This is a genomic window from Rhodococcus sp. NPDC057135 (genome assembly GCF_042670865.1).
GTDB lineage: Bacteria > Actinomycetota > Actinomycetes > Mycobacteriales > Mycobacteriaceae > Rhodococcus_F.
Genome location: NZ_JBHUUU010000004.1, coordinates 284,943 through 299,579, shown reverse-complemented (window position 1 = coordinate 299,579; position 14,637 = coordinate 284,943). Strand labels below are relative to the sequence as shown.

At 62.1% G+C, this 14,637-nt stretch carries 15 protein-coding genes; 9 read left to right on the top strand and 6 right to left on the bottom strand.

Features of this window, described 5'->3' with window-relative positions; translation table 11 throughout:
- Position 1 precedes the first annotated feature (1 nt).
- On the top strand, positions 2-823 hold the full coding sequence (locus ACFT1A_RS09545; RefSeq protein ID WP_378446768.1) for a MaoC/PaaZ C-terminal domain-containing protein: 822 nt from the start codon (positions 2-4) through the stop codon (positions 821-823).
- Positions 824-933: 110 nt separating this feature from the next.
- Here the strand turns inward: ACFT1A_RS09545 and ACFT1A_RS09540 are convergent, their stop codons facing one another.
- Positions 934-1,710: an SDR family oxidoreductase gene (locus ACFT1A_RS09540; RefSeq protein ID WP_378446767.1), complete on the bottom strand. Its 777-nt coding sequence runs from the start codon at positions 1,708-1,710 to the stop codon at positions 934-936.
- A 200-nt stretch (positions 1,711-1,910) separates the two neighbouring features.
- On the opposite strand from ACFT1A_RS09540, the gene ACFT1A_RS09535 reads away from it, so the two are divergent.
- The gene (locus tag ACFT1A_RS09535; protein ID WP_070386387.1) at positions 1,911-2,672 is read left to right on the top strand and encodes an SDR family NAD(P)-dependent oxidoreductase; all 762 of its coding nucleotides are present in this window, start codon (positions 1,911-1,913) and stop codon (positions 2,670-2,672) included.
- A 15-nt stretch (positions 2,673-2,687) separates the two neighbouring features.
- Here the strand turns inward: ACFT1A_RS09535 and ACFT1A_RS09530 are convergent, their stop codons facing one another.
- Together ACFT1A_RS09530 and ACFT1A_RS09525 are read right to left on the bottom strand one after the other, a co-directional pair.
- The gene (locus ACFT1A_RS09530; RefSeq protein ID WP_378446766.1) at positions 2,688-3,464 is read right to left on the bottom strand and encodes an SDR family NAD(P)-dependent oxidoreductase; all 777 of its coding nucleotides are present in this window, start codon (positions 3,462-3,464) and stop codon (positions 2,688-2,690) included.
- The gene (locus tag ACFT1A_RS09525) at positions 3,461-4,105 is read right to left on the bottom strand and encodes a hypothetical protein (protein WP_378446765.1); all 645 of its coding nucleotides are present in this window, start codon (positions 4,103-4,105) and stop codon (positions 3,461-3,463) included. The genes ACFT1A_RS09530 and ACFT1A_RS09525 overlap by 4 nt, the downstream gene beginning before the upstream one ends.
- Before the next feature lie 188 nt (positions 4,106-4,293).
- Here ACFT1A_RS09525 and ACFT1A_RS09520 point away from each other — a divergent pair, with 188 nt between their 5' ends.
- The 5 genes from ACFT1A_RS09520 to ACFT1A_RS09500 all read left to right on the top strand — a co-directional run bounded on the left by ACFT1A_RS09520 (position 4,294) and on the right by ACFT1A_RS09500 (position 9,252).
- The gene (locus ACFT1A_RS09520) at positions 4,294-5,193 is read left to right on the top strand and encodes a LysR family transcriptional regulator (protein WP_378446764.1); all 900 of its coding nucleotides are present in this window, start codon (positions 4,294-4,296) and stop codon (positions 5,191-5,193) included.
- 91 nt (positions 5,194-5,284) lie between these two features.
- Complete coding sequence (locus ACFT1A_RS09515) at positions 5,285-6,316, top strand: hypothetical protein (protein WP_378446763.1); 1,032 nt, start codon at positions 5,285-5,287, stop codon at positions 6,314-6,316.
- 5 nt (positions 6,317-6,321) lie between these two features.
- Entirely contained in the window at positions 6,322-7,308 is a 987-nt protein-coding gene (locus ACFT1A_RS09510; RefSeq protein ID WP_378446965.1) for a hypothetical protein, read from the top strand.
- A gap of 13 nt (positions 7,309-7,321) precedes the next feature.
- Positions 7,322-8,605 (top strand): adenylosuccinate synthetase, encoded by a 1,284-nt coding sequence (locus tag ACFT1A_RS09505; RefSeq protein ID WP_378446762.1) that lies wholly within the window; start codon positions 7,322-7,324, stop codon positions 8,603-8,605.
- A complete protein-coding gene (locus ACFT1A_RS09500) occupies positions 8,602-9,252 on the top strand; it encodes an NUDIX domain-containing protein (protein ID WP_378446761.1) in 651 nt (216 codons plus the stop codon). The genes ACFT1A_RS09505 and ACFT1A_RS09500 overlap by 4 nt, the downstream gene beginning before the upstream one ends.
- A gap of 6 nt (positions 9,253-9,258) precedes the next feature.
- Here ACFT1A_RS09500 and hppD read toward each other — a convergent pair whose 3' ends face one another.
- A complete protein-coding gene (hppD, locus tag ACFT1A_RS09495; protein ID WP_378446760.1) occupies positions 9,259-10,464 on the bottom strand; it encodes a 4-hydroxyphenylpyruvate dioxygenase in 1,206 nt (401 codons plus the stop codon).
- Between the two features lie 177 nt (positions 10,465-10,641).
- On the opposite strand from hppD, the gene ACFT1A_RS09490 reads away from it, so the two are divergent.
- Positions 10,642-11,172: an Lrp/AsnC family transcriptional regulator gene (locus ACFT1A_RS09490; RefSeq protein WP_378446759.1), complete on the top strand. Its 531-nt coding sequence runs from the start codon at positions 10,642-10,644 to the stop codon at positions 11,170-11,172.
- Here the strand turns inward: ACFT1A_RS09490 and ACFT1A_RS09485 are convergent.
- The gene (locus ACFT1A_RS09485) at positions 11,160-12,704 is read right to left on the bottom strand and encodes an MFS transporter (protein WP_378446758.1); all 1,545 of its coding nucleotides are present in this window, start codon (positions 12,702-12,704) and stop codon (positions 11,160-11,162) included. The genes ACFT1A_RS09490 and ACFT1A_RS09485 overlap by 13 nt on opposite strands.
- 56 nt (positions 12,705-12,760) lie before the next feature.
- Here ACFT1A_RS09485 and ACFT1A_RS09480 point away from each other — a divergent pair, with 56 nt between their 5' ends.
- Complete coding sequence (locus tag ACFT1A_RS09480) at positions 12,761-13,411, top strand: TetR/AcrR family transcriptional regulator (RefSeq protein ID WP_378446757.1); 651 nt, start codon at positions 12,761-12,763, stop codon at positions 13,409-13,411.
- Position 13,412: 1 nt separating this feature from the next.
- Here the strand turns inward: ACFT1A_RS09480 and ACFT1A_RS09475 are convergent, their stop codons facing one another.
- Positions 13,413-14,498, bottom strand: coding sequence for an adenylate/guanylate cyclase domain-containing protein (locus ACFT1A_RS09475; RefSeq protein ID WP_378446756.1), 1,086 nt, complete (start codon positions 14,496-14,498; stop codon positions 13,413-13,415).
- Positions 14,499-14,637: the final 139 nt, after the last annotated feature.

Here is a 14,637-nt window from a genome sequence, read left to right as displayed (position 1 = left end):
AGTGACAACTTCGGAAGCTGCGAAGACTGCCGGCGATTGGCGCGGAGCCGATCTCGGTACCCGCACCGTCTCGTACACCGAGCGCGACGCGATCCTGTACGCACTTGCCGTGGGCGCCAAGGCAACCGAGTTGGACCTCGTCTTCGAGGATCAGCTTCGGGTATTGCCGACCTTTGCTCTGACGCTGGCGCAGTGGGCCCCTGACGCGCTGGGGTCAGCGGGAGCCTTCGACACCAAGACTGCGCTCCACGGCTCGCAAGAGCTGAAAGTGCTTGCCCCGCTGCCGCGTAGCGGTGACGTGACCTTGAAGGCTTCGGTCGGCGAGGTGTGGGACAAGGGTGCGGCTGCGGTGTTCGAGGTCAAGGTGGAGTGCGAATACTTCGTCGCGACCTGGTCACTTTTTGCTCCCGGTGCCGGTGGATTCGGCGGAGAACGTGGACCCTCACGTCCGGCGGAGCCGACCGGCGAGCCTTCGCTCACCGGTGTGTTGACCACCGCGGAGAACCAGACGGCGATGTACCGCCTGCTGGGGGACAAACACCACATCCACATCGATCCCGAGGCCGCGGCGCGGATCAACCAGCCGCGTCCGATCATGCACGGACTGTGCACGTTGGCCGCCAGCACGCTCGAGCTCGCTCGGGTCGCCGGAGTGCATCCGGCAGACCTCGTCAGCCTCGAAGGCCGATTCGCTGCGGCAATCCATCCGGGTGAAGCGCCGTCCATCGTTGCGTGGGGAACTCCCGACGACCTGGCGTTCCAGATCAACAAGGGTGATCAGGTGGCGATTTCCGGTGCACGAGTGAGCTTCTCCACTCACTAGTCCCTCCATACTCAACTGCGGGGTGCTTGACCTCTCGTCGCACCCCGCAGTTGTTCGCACGAAGAAGCAGCCCCTGAGCGCATTCGCTCAGGGGCTGCTTTGTGAGTGATTCAGTCCTGATGGGTCGCCATGTAGCGAGCCGGGTATTCGCCGCCGCCGTGGACGGCGATGTCGGCGCCGTTCACGTACGAGGAGAGTGGGCTCGCCAGGAACAGGCAGGAGTTGGCGATATCGGCCGGCACGGCCATACGCTCCATCGGAATGGTCCTGGTGACAGCAGCGCCGCCGTCGGCACCGTAGACCTCGGCGGCTGCCTCCGTGCGGATCAGGCCCGTGGTGATGTGGTTGATCCGGACCTTGGGCGCCCATTCGAGGGCCAACGCCTTGGTCAGAACGAGGAGGCCGGCCTTGGCTGCGCTGTACGCCGCGGTTCCGGGCTGCGGATCGATTGCCGAGACGCTGCCGATATTGATGATGGCACCACCGTCGTCCTGCGTCTGCATCACTGCGTTGGCAGCCTGGGCAACGTTGAAGGGCGCCAACAAGTTCAGTGCCACGATCTTCTCGACGAAGCGGGGCGACACCGTCGCAGCATCCGCGTCGGGAGAGCCACCGGCGTTGTTGACGAGGACGTCCAGACGGCCGAAGCGCTCGACGGCGTCCTGGACGAGGGCTGCGGCGTCGGCGGGGTCACGGACGTCCGTGGCGCGAAAGGCTGCGCTACGACCGTCGGCCGTGGGCAGAGTTTCGGGTTCGTTGCGGCCACAGACCAGCACGTTTGCACCTGCGGCGAGGAAGGTTTCGGCGATGACGAAGCCGATGCCTTTGGTGCCGCCGGTGACGATCACCGAGCGTCCGCTGAAATCGACGGGGTTGGGCAGTGTCACGGTGGAGCCTTCCTGGTGCGGTGCCGAGCTGAATTGCCGCCCAATGTGATTGACGCGACGCGGTCGCACACCTTAGGGTCAAGCAAGTGCTTGGTTGTTTTGTAGGTCGAGTGTAGACGACAAACACCGGCAGTCACCAGAATCGACCGGACGCTCTCGCAAAAAGGGCTCCGCACGTCGAAGGACATTGGAGTAGTCACATGGGCAAGCTCGAAGGCAAAGTCGCACTCATCACGGGTGCGGGTCAGGGAATCGGGCAGGGGATCGCCCTGGCTTTGGCCAAAGAGGGTGCCGTGATCGCTGTTGCCGGCCGTACCGAATCCAAGTTGCACACCACCTGCGGACTACTGGCTGACATCGGTGCGCGCGGAGAGGCCGTGGTTTGTGACGTCAGCAAGAAGGACGACATCACCGCGGCCGTGGACCGTACCGTCGAACTGTTCGGCGGAATCGACATCCTGGTGAACAACGCCAACGACTGCAAGCCAGGCCCGCTCTTGAGCGTGCTCGACGAAGACTTCGAGCGTTCCTTCGCGACGGGCCCACTCGCCACCCTGCGCATGATGCAGGCGTCGTACCCGCACATGAACAGTCGAGGGGGCGGCGTCATCATCAACATGGTCACCTCGGCGGCCGTGCGCTGGGACGCCAGCAACTACGGCGCCTACGGGTCCATCAAAGAAGGGATGCGCTCGTTGACCCGCGCCGCAGCCTGCGAATGGGGCAAGGACAACATTCGAGTTCTCAACGTCGCCCCGCATGCCAAGACTCCCGCGTTGCAGTGGTGGATGGACAAGAATCCGGAAGAAGCGGCGGCTTTTGTCGCGGGCATCCCGCTGGGTCGCGTCGGAGACCCCGAGGCCGACATCGGTCGTGCCGTCGTCTTCCTCGTCAGCGAAGACGCCGGGTACCTTACGGGTGCAACGATCCCGCTCGACGGCGGTCAGTCGCGCTGGGGCTGACCGCCGTCGACTCGGTCAGGTCATCACGGCGCCGCCGTCGACGGCAATCGTCTGCCCGGTGACATTGCGAGCCCTGTCGCTCAGCAAGAACGCGACCATTTCGGCGATGTCTCCGGGCGTCTGGGCTCGACCCATCGGAACCATCTGGGCCACAAAAGAATCGAAGACGTCAGCATCGGAAACGTCTGCCAGCGCAGGATCGCGTCGGCGCAGTTCCTTGATGGTTCGCAGCCACATGTCGGTGAGGATCAGTCCGGGCATGACCGTGTTCGAACGGAGTCCTCGAGTCGCGCCGATCCTGGCGACGCTGTGACTCATCTCGATCACGGCGGCCTTCGACGGTCCGTAGTGCGCGAGCATGTCACCGCCCAAGCGGGCACCGATCGACGCGATGTTGACGATCGCTGCCGGCCCCTCAGTTCTGCTGACGAATTCGCGGCACATCAGGAAGCTGCCCTTGGTGTTCACAGCAAACGTGTTGTCCCACTGATCCTCGGTGATCTCGAGGAACGGAGTGAAGACGCCGATTCCGGCGCCGTTGACGAGTGCCGTCGGACTTCCGATCGACGTCGCCACGTCGAACGCGTTCTTGACGTCGCCTTCACGTCGAACGTCGCATCGTGCCGTGTGGACCGCTACGCCAAGGCTTTCCAGGCGTGCTGCGGTGTCGGCGAGTGCAGCTTCTTCGATGTCGAGGAGAAGCAGGGTGCCGAAGTCCTCGGCAAGGCGCTCGGCAATAGCGGCGCCCAACCCGGCAGCTGCGCCGGTGACAAGCGCTACCGGCGCGCTCACGGCAGGTGCGTTTCGAGCAGTGGGGCAAGCAGTTCGGCCGCGCGCGCTGCCGTGATGACCTCGCTCGGGTCGACCTTGGTCACGACTTTCGAGGCAGAATCTTCGTAGACATGCTCACCGATGAGTCGCCCCTGCTCGTCGTACGGCCAGACGAATGCCAAGGTCCGACGCACGAGATACCAACCGTCGGGGTCAATATCCGAGGACTGTTCGGGGTCGGGGGCGGTGGGTGTGGATCCACCCGATTCGTGCACCGCGCCGAACACCCCGTCTCCCAGAATCGATCCTGGGACGAATTGACTGAAGAGGGTCTCGCCCGAGAATCCGCTGTCGGAGACCGCGAAGTCGGACTGTCCGGTCCACATGACAAGGGTGTCCGTCTCGGCGAGTGACTGGTAGAAGTTGGTGACGGCGTCCATACCGTCCAGAACAATCGACTGCCCGTCTTCGAACAACCGGTAGACGGGTTCTTCGACGGTCATGTCGGGCGAGAGGATTTCCTTGTAACGACCGGAGACCTCGAGCAACGCGTGCCGTCGGTAGTTTCGGAGGATCTTCTGGTGCCGCGGATTGTCGATGGTTTCCAATTGCTTTTCGACGCCATCCATCATGTGGACGAATTCATGCTCGTACTTGCTCATCACATCTCCTGGTTTCGCAGATTCGGCGGGCTGTCCGGATCTGTGCCAACTGTGACCTGGCGAGGCATTCGCTGTACATGTAGAACTTCATTCGACAATTGCCGGTTTGCTTAACTCTGCTGTTCAGATACCGTGATGGTCATCACTTTGTCGGTTAACGGCCGTCGAAAACAACCGAATGGACGGTAATGAAGAAGACGAGAAGAGGCGAAGATCTGAACCTGCGCTTGGTGTCCTCATTGCTCGTCGTCGTGACGGAAGGACACTTCGGGCGAGCAGCAGATCGGCTGTTCGTCACCGCGCCCGCCCTCAGTCAGCAGATTCGCCGACTCGAGGAACAGGTGGGTGTCGAGTTGGTTGATCGCAGTTCGCACCCGGTGGTGCTCACCGCCGCGGGCGAGGTGTTTGTCGCGGATGCGCGACCCGCTCTCGATTTCGCCATTCGCGCGATGAACGGACTCGATGCGCTCGAGCGTCGGCGGGCCCGGAGATTGAGGATCGGATTCATCAATGGGGCTGCTGGAAGTTTGGGGCGTGCGGTGATCGATTCGTTGCACGCGGAGGTGGAACTGGTCCAATTGGATTGGTCTCAACAGGTTTCGGCGGTAGCGAGCGCGACCGTCGACGCGGCATTCGTGCGTCCACCGCTACCGGTGCTCGACGGTGTGGTGCTCGAACGGATCGGCGTCGAACCGCGGGTTGTAGCCCTGCCTCGGGGGCACAGGCTGGCGGGCCGTACGAGCATCGAGATTTCTGAAATAGATGGGATAGTGCAGGTTTCAAGTGACGGCGCACCACCCGAATGGGTGAAATGGTGGTCGGTGGACCCACGCCCCAGTGGTGTGCCCGTCCGGTACGGCCCCTCTGTCCGCACGATGGACGAAGCGCTCGAGGTTGTCGCCAACGGTCGAGCGGTGGTGATAACGGCAGCAACGATCGCCGGGTACTACACCCGCTCGGATATCAGTTTCGTGCGAATCTCCGACATCGAGCAATGTTCGATCGATCTGTGCACGCGCGCTGGAGACGGTAGTTCGGCGGTGATCGAGCTACGTAGGGCTGTTGCGGCCCTCGGTGCCGGCAGATGATTGTCGTTGCCGTGTTCTGCATGTAATGCGCATCTGCCCGGATGAAATGTGCGCCCTTGCCGACATGGTTTTAGTCAGTTAGACTAAAACCATGACAACGACGAGCAATGCACTTGAAACAGTCGAGACGGCAAAGGTTTCGACTGATGTGTTCGGAGGAGTCTCCAATGATCTCGACTCCCGCCGTGCTGCACAGCGTCGTTTTCATCGGCTCGCCTCCGCCATTCATCCGGACCGGGTGAAGCCCGAAGATCGGGTGCGGTATTCGGCCGCGGCGTCCCGATTGAACGAGCTTTACCGGAGTTGGACGGCGGAGTCCGAGCCGGCGGATTCTCGGCCCGTCTATATCGGAGAGCGGGGAGAGTGCGCGTTGGGTGGACTGGTAGCGCGCGGGTCGGTCGCCAACCTGTACCGGTCCGATGCCGGCGTCGTACTCAAGATTCCGCGAAATCCTCGGGCGAACTCCATGATCGAGGCGGAGCGAAATGCGCTGACGGACATCGAGAATTCGTCCGATGCCGGTTGGGTAGCCCCGTACTTCCCGCGGTTGATCGATCGAATCACCCATGTGGACAGCGGCACGAGGCGTCAGATCGACGTGCTCGACGATCTGACTGAAGGTTTTGTGAGTCTCGCCGACGTTCGTGCCGCATATCCAGGTGGCCTCGATCCACGGGACTGGGCCTGGATGCACCGACGGCTACTTCGGGCTCTAGCGGCAGCGCACGCTATCGGTTGGGTGCACACCGCGATCATTGCGGACAACGTGCTGATCGAGCCTGATCGGCACGGGGTGGTGCTGGTGGGCTGGTCGTTTGCCACCCGTGCGGGCAGTCGCCCGGTCGCGACGATCGGTTCCGATCGTGATTCCTACCCAACGGAACTCGGCGAAGCAGCTTCGTCGGCGTGGGACATCTACATGGCTCATCGCTTGATGCTCCGAATGCTGGGCGAGCAGACCCACGAACGGATGAAGGCGTTTGCAAGCGGCTGCATGCAGGACAACCCCAGACTGCGTCCCGACGCGATCGATCTACTGGGTGAGTTCGACGAACTCCTCGATCTTCTCTATGGCCAGCGGATATTTCGTCCGTTCGCCGTTCCCTCCACGAAAGGACAGTGATCACCATGGGCTACGGATACTGGGATGACAACACGTACTTGGCGGGCAAGACTTTTCGTGCCGCGCGTGGTGTCGACGACTTCGGCTACACCGATTCGCTCCGGGCGCGTCCGCGGAGCAGTTGGAAAGCGGACCCGACGCTCGACCCCTTCGGCGTCGACAAGCGTGAGTGCCGAGATTCGGACGGGCACCCCGATTCGCTGCCGATAGCAGTGCTTTTCGATGTCACCGGTTCGATGGGTGCGGTCCCTCGCATCATGCAGGACAAGCTCGGGAAGCTGCACGGACTGCTGCAACGCAAAGGATATGCCGACGATCCGCAGATTCTGTTCGGCGGTATCGGCGACGCAGATTCCGATCGGGTGCCACTGCAAGTCGGGCAGTTCGAGTCGGGAAACGCGATGGACGAACAGCTCCGAACCATTTTCCTCGAAGGTAACGGCGGTGGTCAGAAGTCGGAAAGCTATGAATTGGCAGCATATTTCATGGCGCGCCACACGCGCACCGATGCCTGGGAGAAGCGTGGACGGAAAGGGTACCTCTTCATCATCGGCGACGAGTTGAACAAGCCGCGGCTCTCGGCTCGCCACATCCGTTCGGTGATCGGTGACAAGGTTCGTCAGGACGTATCGGTACCGTCGATCTACCGTGAACTCGAAGAGCGGTGGAATGTCTATTACGTTCTGCCCGATCAGTCCTCGTACTTCAACGATCCGGAAATCGCGGATCACTGGAGGGGGCTACTCGGTGAGCGGTTCGTCAAACTCGACGACCCCGCCGCAGTGTGCGAATTGATCGCGCTGACGGTCGGAATCGGCGAAGATCGCATCGATTTGCGCGACGGACTGGCGGATCTCCGCGACATCGGTTCCACGGCCGAAGCGAAGACCGTCGGAAAGGCCCTGGCTCTGATTCCACGACGTACCGCTGCGACGGTGGCCGGGTTGCCCCGTGATCTCGGAACCGTCACGGACGACGTCGATTTCGTTTAGAAGGAGAAAGTCTGTGAGTGCTTTCGAAGGTCGTGACATCGTCGTCGTGGATCTCGGTTTCGGCGACGCGGGCAAGGGAGCAACGGTCGATTGGCTGTGTTCCGAGCAAGCCGATCTCAGTGTGGCCGCCGTGGTTCGGTTCAACGGCGGAGCGCAGGCAGCGCACAACGTGATCGTCGGCGAGCGGCACCACACGTTTTCGCAGTTCGGCTCGGGTACGTTGTCCGGTGTCGCGACGTTTCTCTCGAGATTCGTGTTGGTCGAGCCCATCGCGCTCGCCCGGGAGGCGCGCGCTCTGGAGTCGATCGGAGTTCGAAGCCCGTTCGACCTGATACGTATCGACGCGCGCGCATTGTTGACGACGCCGATTCACGTCGCAGCCAACAGAGCCCGCGAGGATGCTCGCGGCGGCCACCGGCACGGCTCGTGTGGCAAGGGGATCGGTGAGACTGCGGCGTATGCGCTGGGCCACAGTGCGCCGACAGTGGGGGACTGCTTGCGGTCGGATTCCTTGCGTTTCAAGTTGTCGGCGTTGGTGGCCCACTACGGACCGTTGATCGCGGAGAGCCGCCACGGGTTTCCACCGATCGACGACATGGTCGACATGTACAGGGAATTCGGAGCTGTCGTGGACATTGCCGGCCCGGGCGCACTGGGCGGGTTGAGTGCCCGTGGTCGTCTGGTATTCGAGGGAGCGCAAGGTGTCCTTCTCGACGAGTGGCGGGGGTTTCACCCACACACCACGTGGTCGACGGTCGAGCCGTCCAATGCGCGAGCGATGATCGACGAGTTGGGCCGGGACAGTTACGTACTCGGTGTCACCCGCACATACATGACACGACACGGAGCTGGGCCGTTCCCGACCGAGGATCCGGATCTGGCGAAGGTGTTGTCAGAGCTGCACAACGGGGCCGGTGAGTATCAAGGTGGTTTCCGGATGGGTCACCTCGACGAGTTGTTGTTGCGCTACGCAATCGAGGTGAGCGGCGGTGTCGACGGATTGGCGCTGACTCATCTCGATGCGATGGATCGTGCGCGGGCTGCCGGCACCCCGATCCACGGAGTGCAGGCGTACGAAGGAATGTCATCCGTTCCCGTCGGAGGGTGGAAGGATCTCGATCACCAACAGGCGCTGACAGATTCCTTGAAAGCCGTAGGGGTTGTGCCGAAGGAACTTCCGGCCGACTCGGACGATTTCGCCCGGTATCTGAGCGAGGAAATGGGGGCGCCGGTGGTTCTGACCGCGGACGGTGCCGACCGGGCCGATCGCCAGGTGCGATGCCCAGTGCCTGCATGATGGACGGTGTGGACCAGTCACTTGTCTCGATCGATGTCATCGCGCTCCGCTTCGGCAATCCGGAGCCTGGGATGTTGCGATTTGCCGTCACGCCGCGGCAAGCGGAGCCGTACACCGGGCAGTTGGCGCTGCCCGGTGTACTGCTGGGCGCCGGTGAGCGGTTGCAGGACGCCGCCAGACGGGCGGTGACCACCAAGCTCGGAATTCCGGACGGGAAGATCGTCGCCAGCGGGCAATTGACCGTGTTCGACGAGCCCAATCGCGACCCACGCGGGCCGACGCTCTCGGTGACCATGTGGGCAGTGATCTCGTCTGACGAGGTGCCGAATTCAGCCGAGTGGGTGAGCTGGGACAACCCGGGTGACCTTGCGTTCGACCACAATCGGATAGTCGCCGATACTCGCCCGATCCTTGCGGACACCCTGTTGTGGCGAGATCAGGCTTTCACGCGTGCACTGTTGGGACCGTCGTTCCCGGCGTCGTATGCGCTGGCCGTGGCGGAGGAACTTTCCGGTGAACGTCCGGACCCGGGCAACTTGAACCGGACGCTCAAGGCGTTGCCAGGGCTGGAACGTACGGACGAACGTGTGCGGGTCAGTGCCACCGGGCGACCCGCGGTGGTCTGGGCGTGGACCGAGAACAGCTGACCTACCTCAGAAGTTGCCCCGCGCAGCCTGCTCACGCTCGATTGCTTCGAACAGGGCTTTGAAGTTTCCCAGCCCGAATCCCAGCGATCCATGGCGTTCGATGATCTCGAAGAACACGGTGGGCCGATCACCGATCGGCTTGGTGAAGATTTGTAGAAGATAGCCGTCTTCGTCGCGGTCGACGAGGATGCCTCGCTTCTGCAATTCTTCGATCGGGACTCGAACCTCGCCGATGCGCGCACGCAGCTCGGGATCCTCGTAATACGAAGCAGGAGTGGAGAGAAACTCGATTCCCTCGTCGACGAGAGCGTCGACGGCCCCAAGGATGTCGTTGGTCGCAAGTGCAAGATGCTGAGCGCCTGGGCCCTGGTAGAACTCGAGGTATTCGTCGATCTGTGACCGCTTCTTCGCGATGGCGGGTTCGTTGAGTGGGAACTTGACTCGGTGATTTCCGCTCGAGACGACCTTGCTCATCAATGCCGAGTAGTCGGTCGCGATGTCGCCGCCCACGAACTCGGCCATGTTGGTGAATCCCATGACCCGGTTGTAGAAGTCGACCCACTGGTCCATCTTGCCCAGTTCGACATTGCCGACCACGTGGTCGAGGGCCTGGAAGATTCGCTTGGGCGCGCCGTCACGCTTGCGGTACGACGACGTCCGTTCGACGTAGCCGGGGAGGTAAGGGCCGGTGTAGCGGGAACGGTCGACGAGGGTGTGCCGAGTCTCGCCGTACGTAGCGAGGGTGGCCAGGCGAACGGTGCCGTGCTCGTCGGTGACGTCGTGCGGTTCGCTCAGCACCGTCGCACCTTGGGTGATGGCGTGCGCGATGCACTTGTCCACGTCGGGGACGCTGAGCGCGATGTCGCGGATGCCGTCGCCGTGACGGCTGTGATGCGCGATCAACTCGCTTGCCGGATCCACAGCACCTTTGACGACAAAGCGCACGGCACCGCTCTTGAGTACAAACGCGTGGTGGTCGCGGTTTCCGGTGGACGGACCCGAATACGCCACCAATTCCATGCCGAATGCGGACTGGAAGAAATGTGAAGTCTGCGTGGCGTTTCCGACGATCCATTCGAGGCCGTCCCAACCACTCACCGGGAAGGGATCGTGATCGCTGTCGTACTCGACCAGTCCGACCAGCTGGCGTAATTGCTCCAGATCCAGGCCGGCCAACTGTTCGTCGTCGGTGAGAGTCTGTTCGACGGTCATGGTGAGTCCCCTCTGAGTGCGATGTACACAGCGCGGTGCTCGAGTTAGGTTCGGCACTGCCAGTACAAACAGATAAGTCCTTCAAAGGTTGGGTAGTCAACGGAGGTAGTTGAAAGTAGACATAGCGCCGGAATCCGAAGATTGTGGCACTGTTTTATAGGCAATGTGCATAGTTGAATGACGAGTGGAGCAGACGTGAATCTCGACGCAGTGGATCTGGCTCTGTTGGACGCGATGAACAAGCACCCGCGTGCCGGTGCTTTGGAGCTCTCGCGTCAGGTCAAGGTTGCCCGGGCGACGGTGCAGGCGAGACTGAAAAGGATGGAAGATGCAGGAGTCATCGCCGGGTATGCCCCGCACATCAACTTGGCTGCAGCGGGTTTCGGAGTGCAGGCATTCGTGACTTTGCAGATCGCACAGGGGGCGCTCGACACCGTCACCACCGAACTCGAAGCCATACCCGGTGTTCTCGAAGCCTTTGCCACCACCGGCTCCGGCGACGTGCTGTGCCGGATTGCCGCTGCGTCGCACGAGGATTTGCAGGCGACACTGCTCGAACTGAACCGGTCGGGGGTAGCCACTCGCTCGACCAGCGTCATGGTTCTCTCGGTTGTGGTGCCGCTTCGGTCGATGCCGCTACTTCAGACTTTGCAGTCGAAGCAGACGACCAAGGCTCCGGCGTTTCGACGCGAGGGTCAGTCTCGCTGACGGCCCGGAGCCCAGAATCCGAGGACGATCGCGGATACCCACATGATCGCGGCGAGTGTGAGCGCTCCTTGGTCCATACCTTTGATGAAGGCTTCACGGGCGAATTCGGCCAACTGTGCGCCTTGCGGTCCGGCTGCTTCGGCGACGTGAAGAGCGGCAGCGAGGGAGCCGGAGACCGGCTCCTTGGCGGGTTCGGGCAGCAAGTCGACCGCGGGTTGAACGTGATTGCCGTACCCGGCGGCGAGGATGCTTCCAGCGAGTGCAACGCCGATGGCAGAGCCGATCTCACGGGTCGCGTCGTTTACTGCTGATGCAACGCCCTGTTTGGAGTCTGGTGCATTGGAGACGATGGCAGCAGTTGCGGGGGTTGTCGACAAACCCAATCCAATGGCGGCCACTACCAAGGGAACACAGACTTCGGCATAGGTCGAACTGGCGTCCAAGCGCGTCAGGAGTGCAATTCCGGTTCCGAGGAAGGCGACTCCGGTTGCGGTGAGGGCGCGTAGACCGATACGCGGAATCAGCAGGGGCGCAACCACGGACAGGGCCATCACCGGCACGGCGATCGGCATGAGGGCTAGCGCAGATTGCAGAGGCGAGTAGTCGAGCACCAGTTGCAGATACTGCACGATCAGAAAGAACAGGCCGAAGGTCGCCAGGAACTGCAGTGTCAGTGACGCTGCGCCACTGCCGAATGCGCGATTGGCAAACAGCCGGACGTCCAGAAGTGGATGGCGAGTGCGTAATTCGACCCAGCTGAAGACTACCGTCATGGCAATTCCGCCGATCAGCAGAGCAAGGACCACCGGATCGAGCCAACCACGGGCGGGTGCCTCGATCATCCCCAGGACAAACAGTCCGATCGAGCCGGCGATCAGTGCGGTGCCTGGAAGATCGAGTGGAGTTGCCTCCGAGTCCTTCGACGTCACGATCGTGAAGGACACCACGAGGATCAGGACGGAGACGACGGCCAGGCTGACGAATATCGAATGCCACGACCATTTTTCGAGGAGCAGGCCGGAGACGACCAGTCCGGCGATTGCACCGGAACCAGCCACCCCGGACCAGACTCCGACGGCGCGGGCACGCTGGGCCGGCGGAAAGCCTGCGGTGAGCAGAGACAATGTCGCGGGCATGACAAATGCGGCGCCGACACCGGAGATCACTCGGGAGACGATGATCCACGACGGTTCGTCGGCGAAGACCGGAATCGACGAGCCGGCAGCAAAAACGAGTAGTCCGAACATGAGAAGTTCGCGTCGACCGTAACGATCGCCGAGTGCGCCCGCCGGTAACAGGAGACAAGCCAGTGTGAGCGTGTACCCGTCTACGATCCACGTGAGCTGGCTTTGTGTTGCACCGGTATCGCGGGCCAAGTCGGGAAGGGCTGTGTTGAGCGCGGCCATCGCTGCGACGACCAGTGCGACAGCGCAGCACGCGACCGTCAGCATCCAGATCTGTCGGATGGTCCACGAGGACTGTTCGAGCGTCGTATCGCTACTCACGAAACCTCCCGATAGAAACAAGACCATCAGTATCGTTACAAGAACAGCAGTTCCACAACCCCCAAGTGGGTATAACTGAAGTTGTGACGGCGGGAATCGACAAGCAGGAAATCGACAAGCAGGTCAGCGACGAGGACCCGCGTAAACAACGCTCCCGGTCCCGGTTGCTCGACGCGGCGACCAAGCTGCTCGCAGAGGGCGGCGTGGACGCGGTGACGATCGATGCCGTCACCAAGTTGGCCAACGTCGCACGTGCGACGTTGTATCGCCATTTCGACAGTGGCACCGAGTTGCTCGCCGCAGCATTTGCTCGCCTGTTACCGCCGGTGCCGGAGATGACCGGTGAAGGCGACCTCCGCGCGCAGTTGCTCGAGTTGTTGACCAGTCAGGCCAAGGCCATCGAAAGCGCACCGATCCAGGTGACGGCAATGTGCTGGCTCGGCTTGGGGCCGGAACTGAAGGGCTACTCGAGCGTCGACGCACTGTCCACGGACAAGCCCGAATTGCGATCTCTGCGCCAGACGGTTTTCGAGCAGTACCGGCATGCGTTCGATCGGATCTTGCGCTCGCCGGAGGCGATCGACGCGTTGGGGGAGTACGACTACGACGTGGCCCTTGCGCAGTTGGTCGGCCCGTTGGTGCTCACCAAACTGGCGACGCTGACGCCTCTCGGGGAGGCCGCGTGCGAGCAGATCGTGGACGATTTTCTGGTTGCACGCGGGGTGTCGAGCTGACTCACGGCTCCAGATTGCGTCGTAGAACGTACTGTTCGAGCCTGTCGATTCCGCGCACTCGCCGCGGACGAAGGTGCCGCAGTTTGAAATTGGCGTCCGAGCCGAGCTGGTTGGCCAACTCGGAATCGATCAGCACGGTGCCGGGACGAGCGGAACTGGTCAGTCGTGCGGCCTTGTTGACCACCGAACCGTAAAGATCTCCGAAGCGAACCAACGTCGGACCCATGGCCAGACCGACCCGAAGCTGCGGATCGTCGTGATCGGCGAGGACGGCTTGCTGGATCTGCAAAGCGATCTCGGCGGCGTGGTGGGGACTTTCGGCGGCAAACATGACTTCGTCACCGACGGTCTTGACCACCCAGCCGTAGTTGCGCCCGATGATTTCGGTGGACGCCGACTCGAACCGCTCGAGCAGATCGTTGAGTTCGGCGGAGTCGAGGCCGCGGGTCAGCGAGGTGTACCCCACGATGTCGGCGAAACCCACGACCAGAACACGACTCGCGACTTCTTCGCCCGGGTTTCCGACGTTGCGGCCCGTCGAGGACGCGACGTGACGCTTCCAGACGTACGTCTGCAGAGATTCGACCGCGGGGATGATCTCAGCGCCGAGGCTCAGAACGATTTTCCGGATCGCTTCGGGCTCGTGATCCGCCGAGTCGGCGAGCTGGTCGATGATGTGGGTGCTGATCAGCGAGACCTGCCACTCAGCCAACCTCGACATCGACTGCCCGAGTGAGCGGGCGGCAGCCACCTCACTGCTCTGCGAGATGACTCCTCGATTCACCATGTCGATGATCGTCTTGAGGGCGTTGGCGTCCTGCTGGGTGAACATGACTGCGTCGGGATCCTCGTCGACTGCAAAGCCCATCGCGACCCACAAACGATCGGCACGCTCGCGTGTCACACCGGCGAATTCCGCGATCTGCGACTGAGTGAAGCAACGGGGCCCACCGAGAAGAGACTCCTCGATGTCGGCTTGAATTCGGCTGAGCAGCTGAGCATCCACGTCGACCGGATCAGCAGTGTGAGGTTCAGAAGGGGCGGGTTCGGTGACCTCGTCGATCCACTCTGACTCCGAACTGCTCACCGTGCTCCTTCTTGCCGCAACGAATTACTGTCCACCATCTTCCACGCGGTGCCCCGAGAACAGTACTGAATCGGCCGAACCGCCTCCGAATCCTCGGGCTCAGGCGGGCGGTGAGAGCGAACACGTCGGTGGCTTGTGC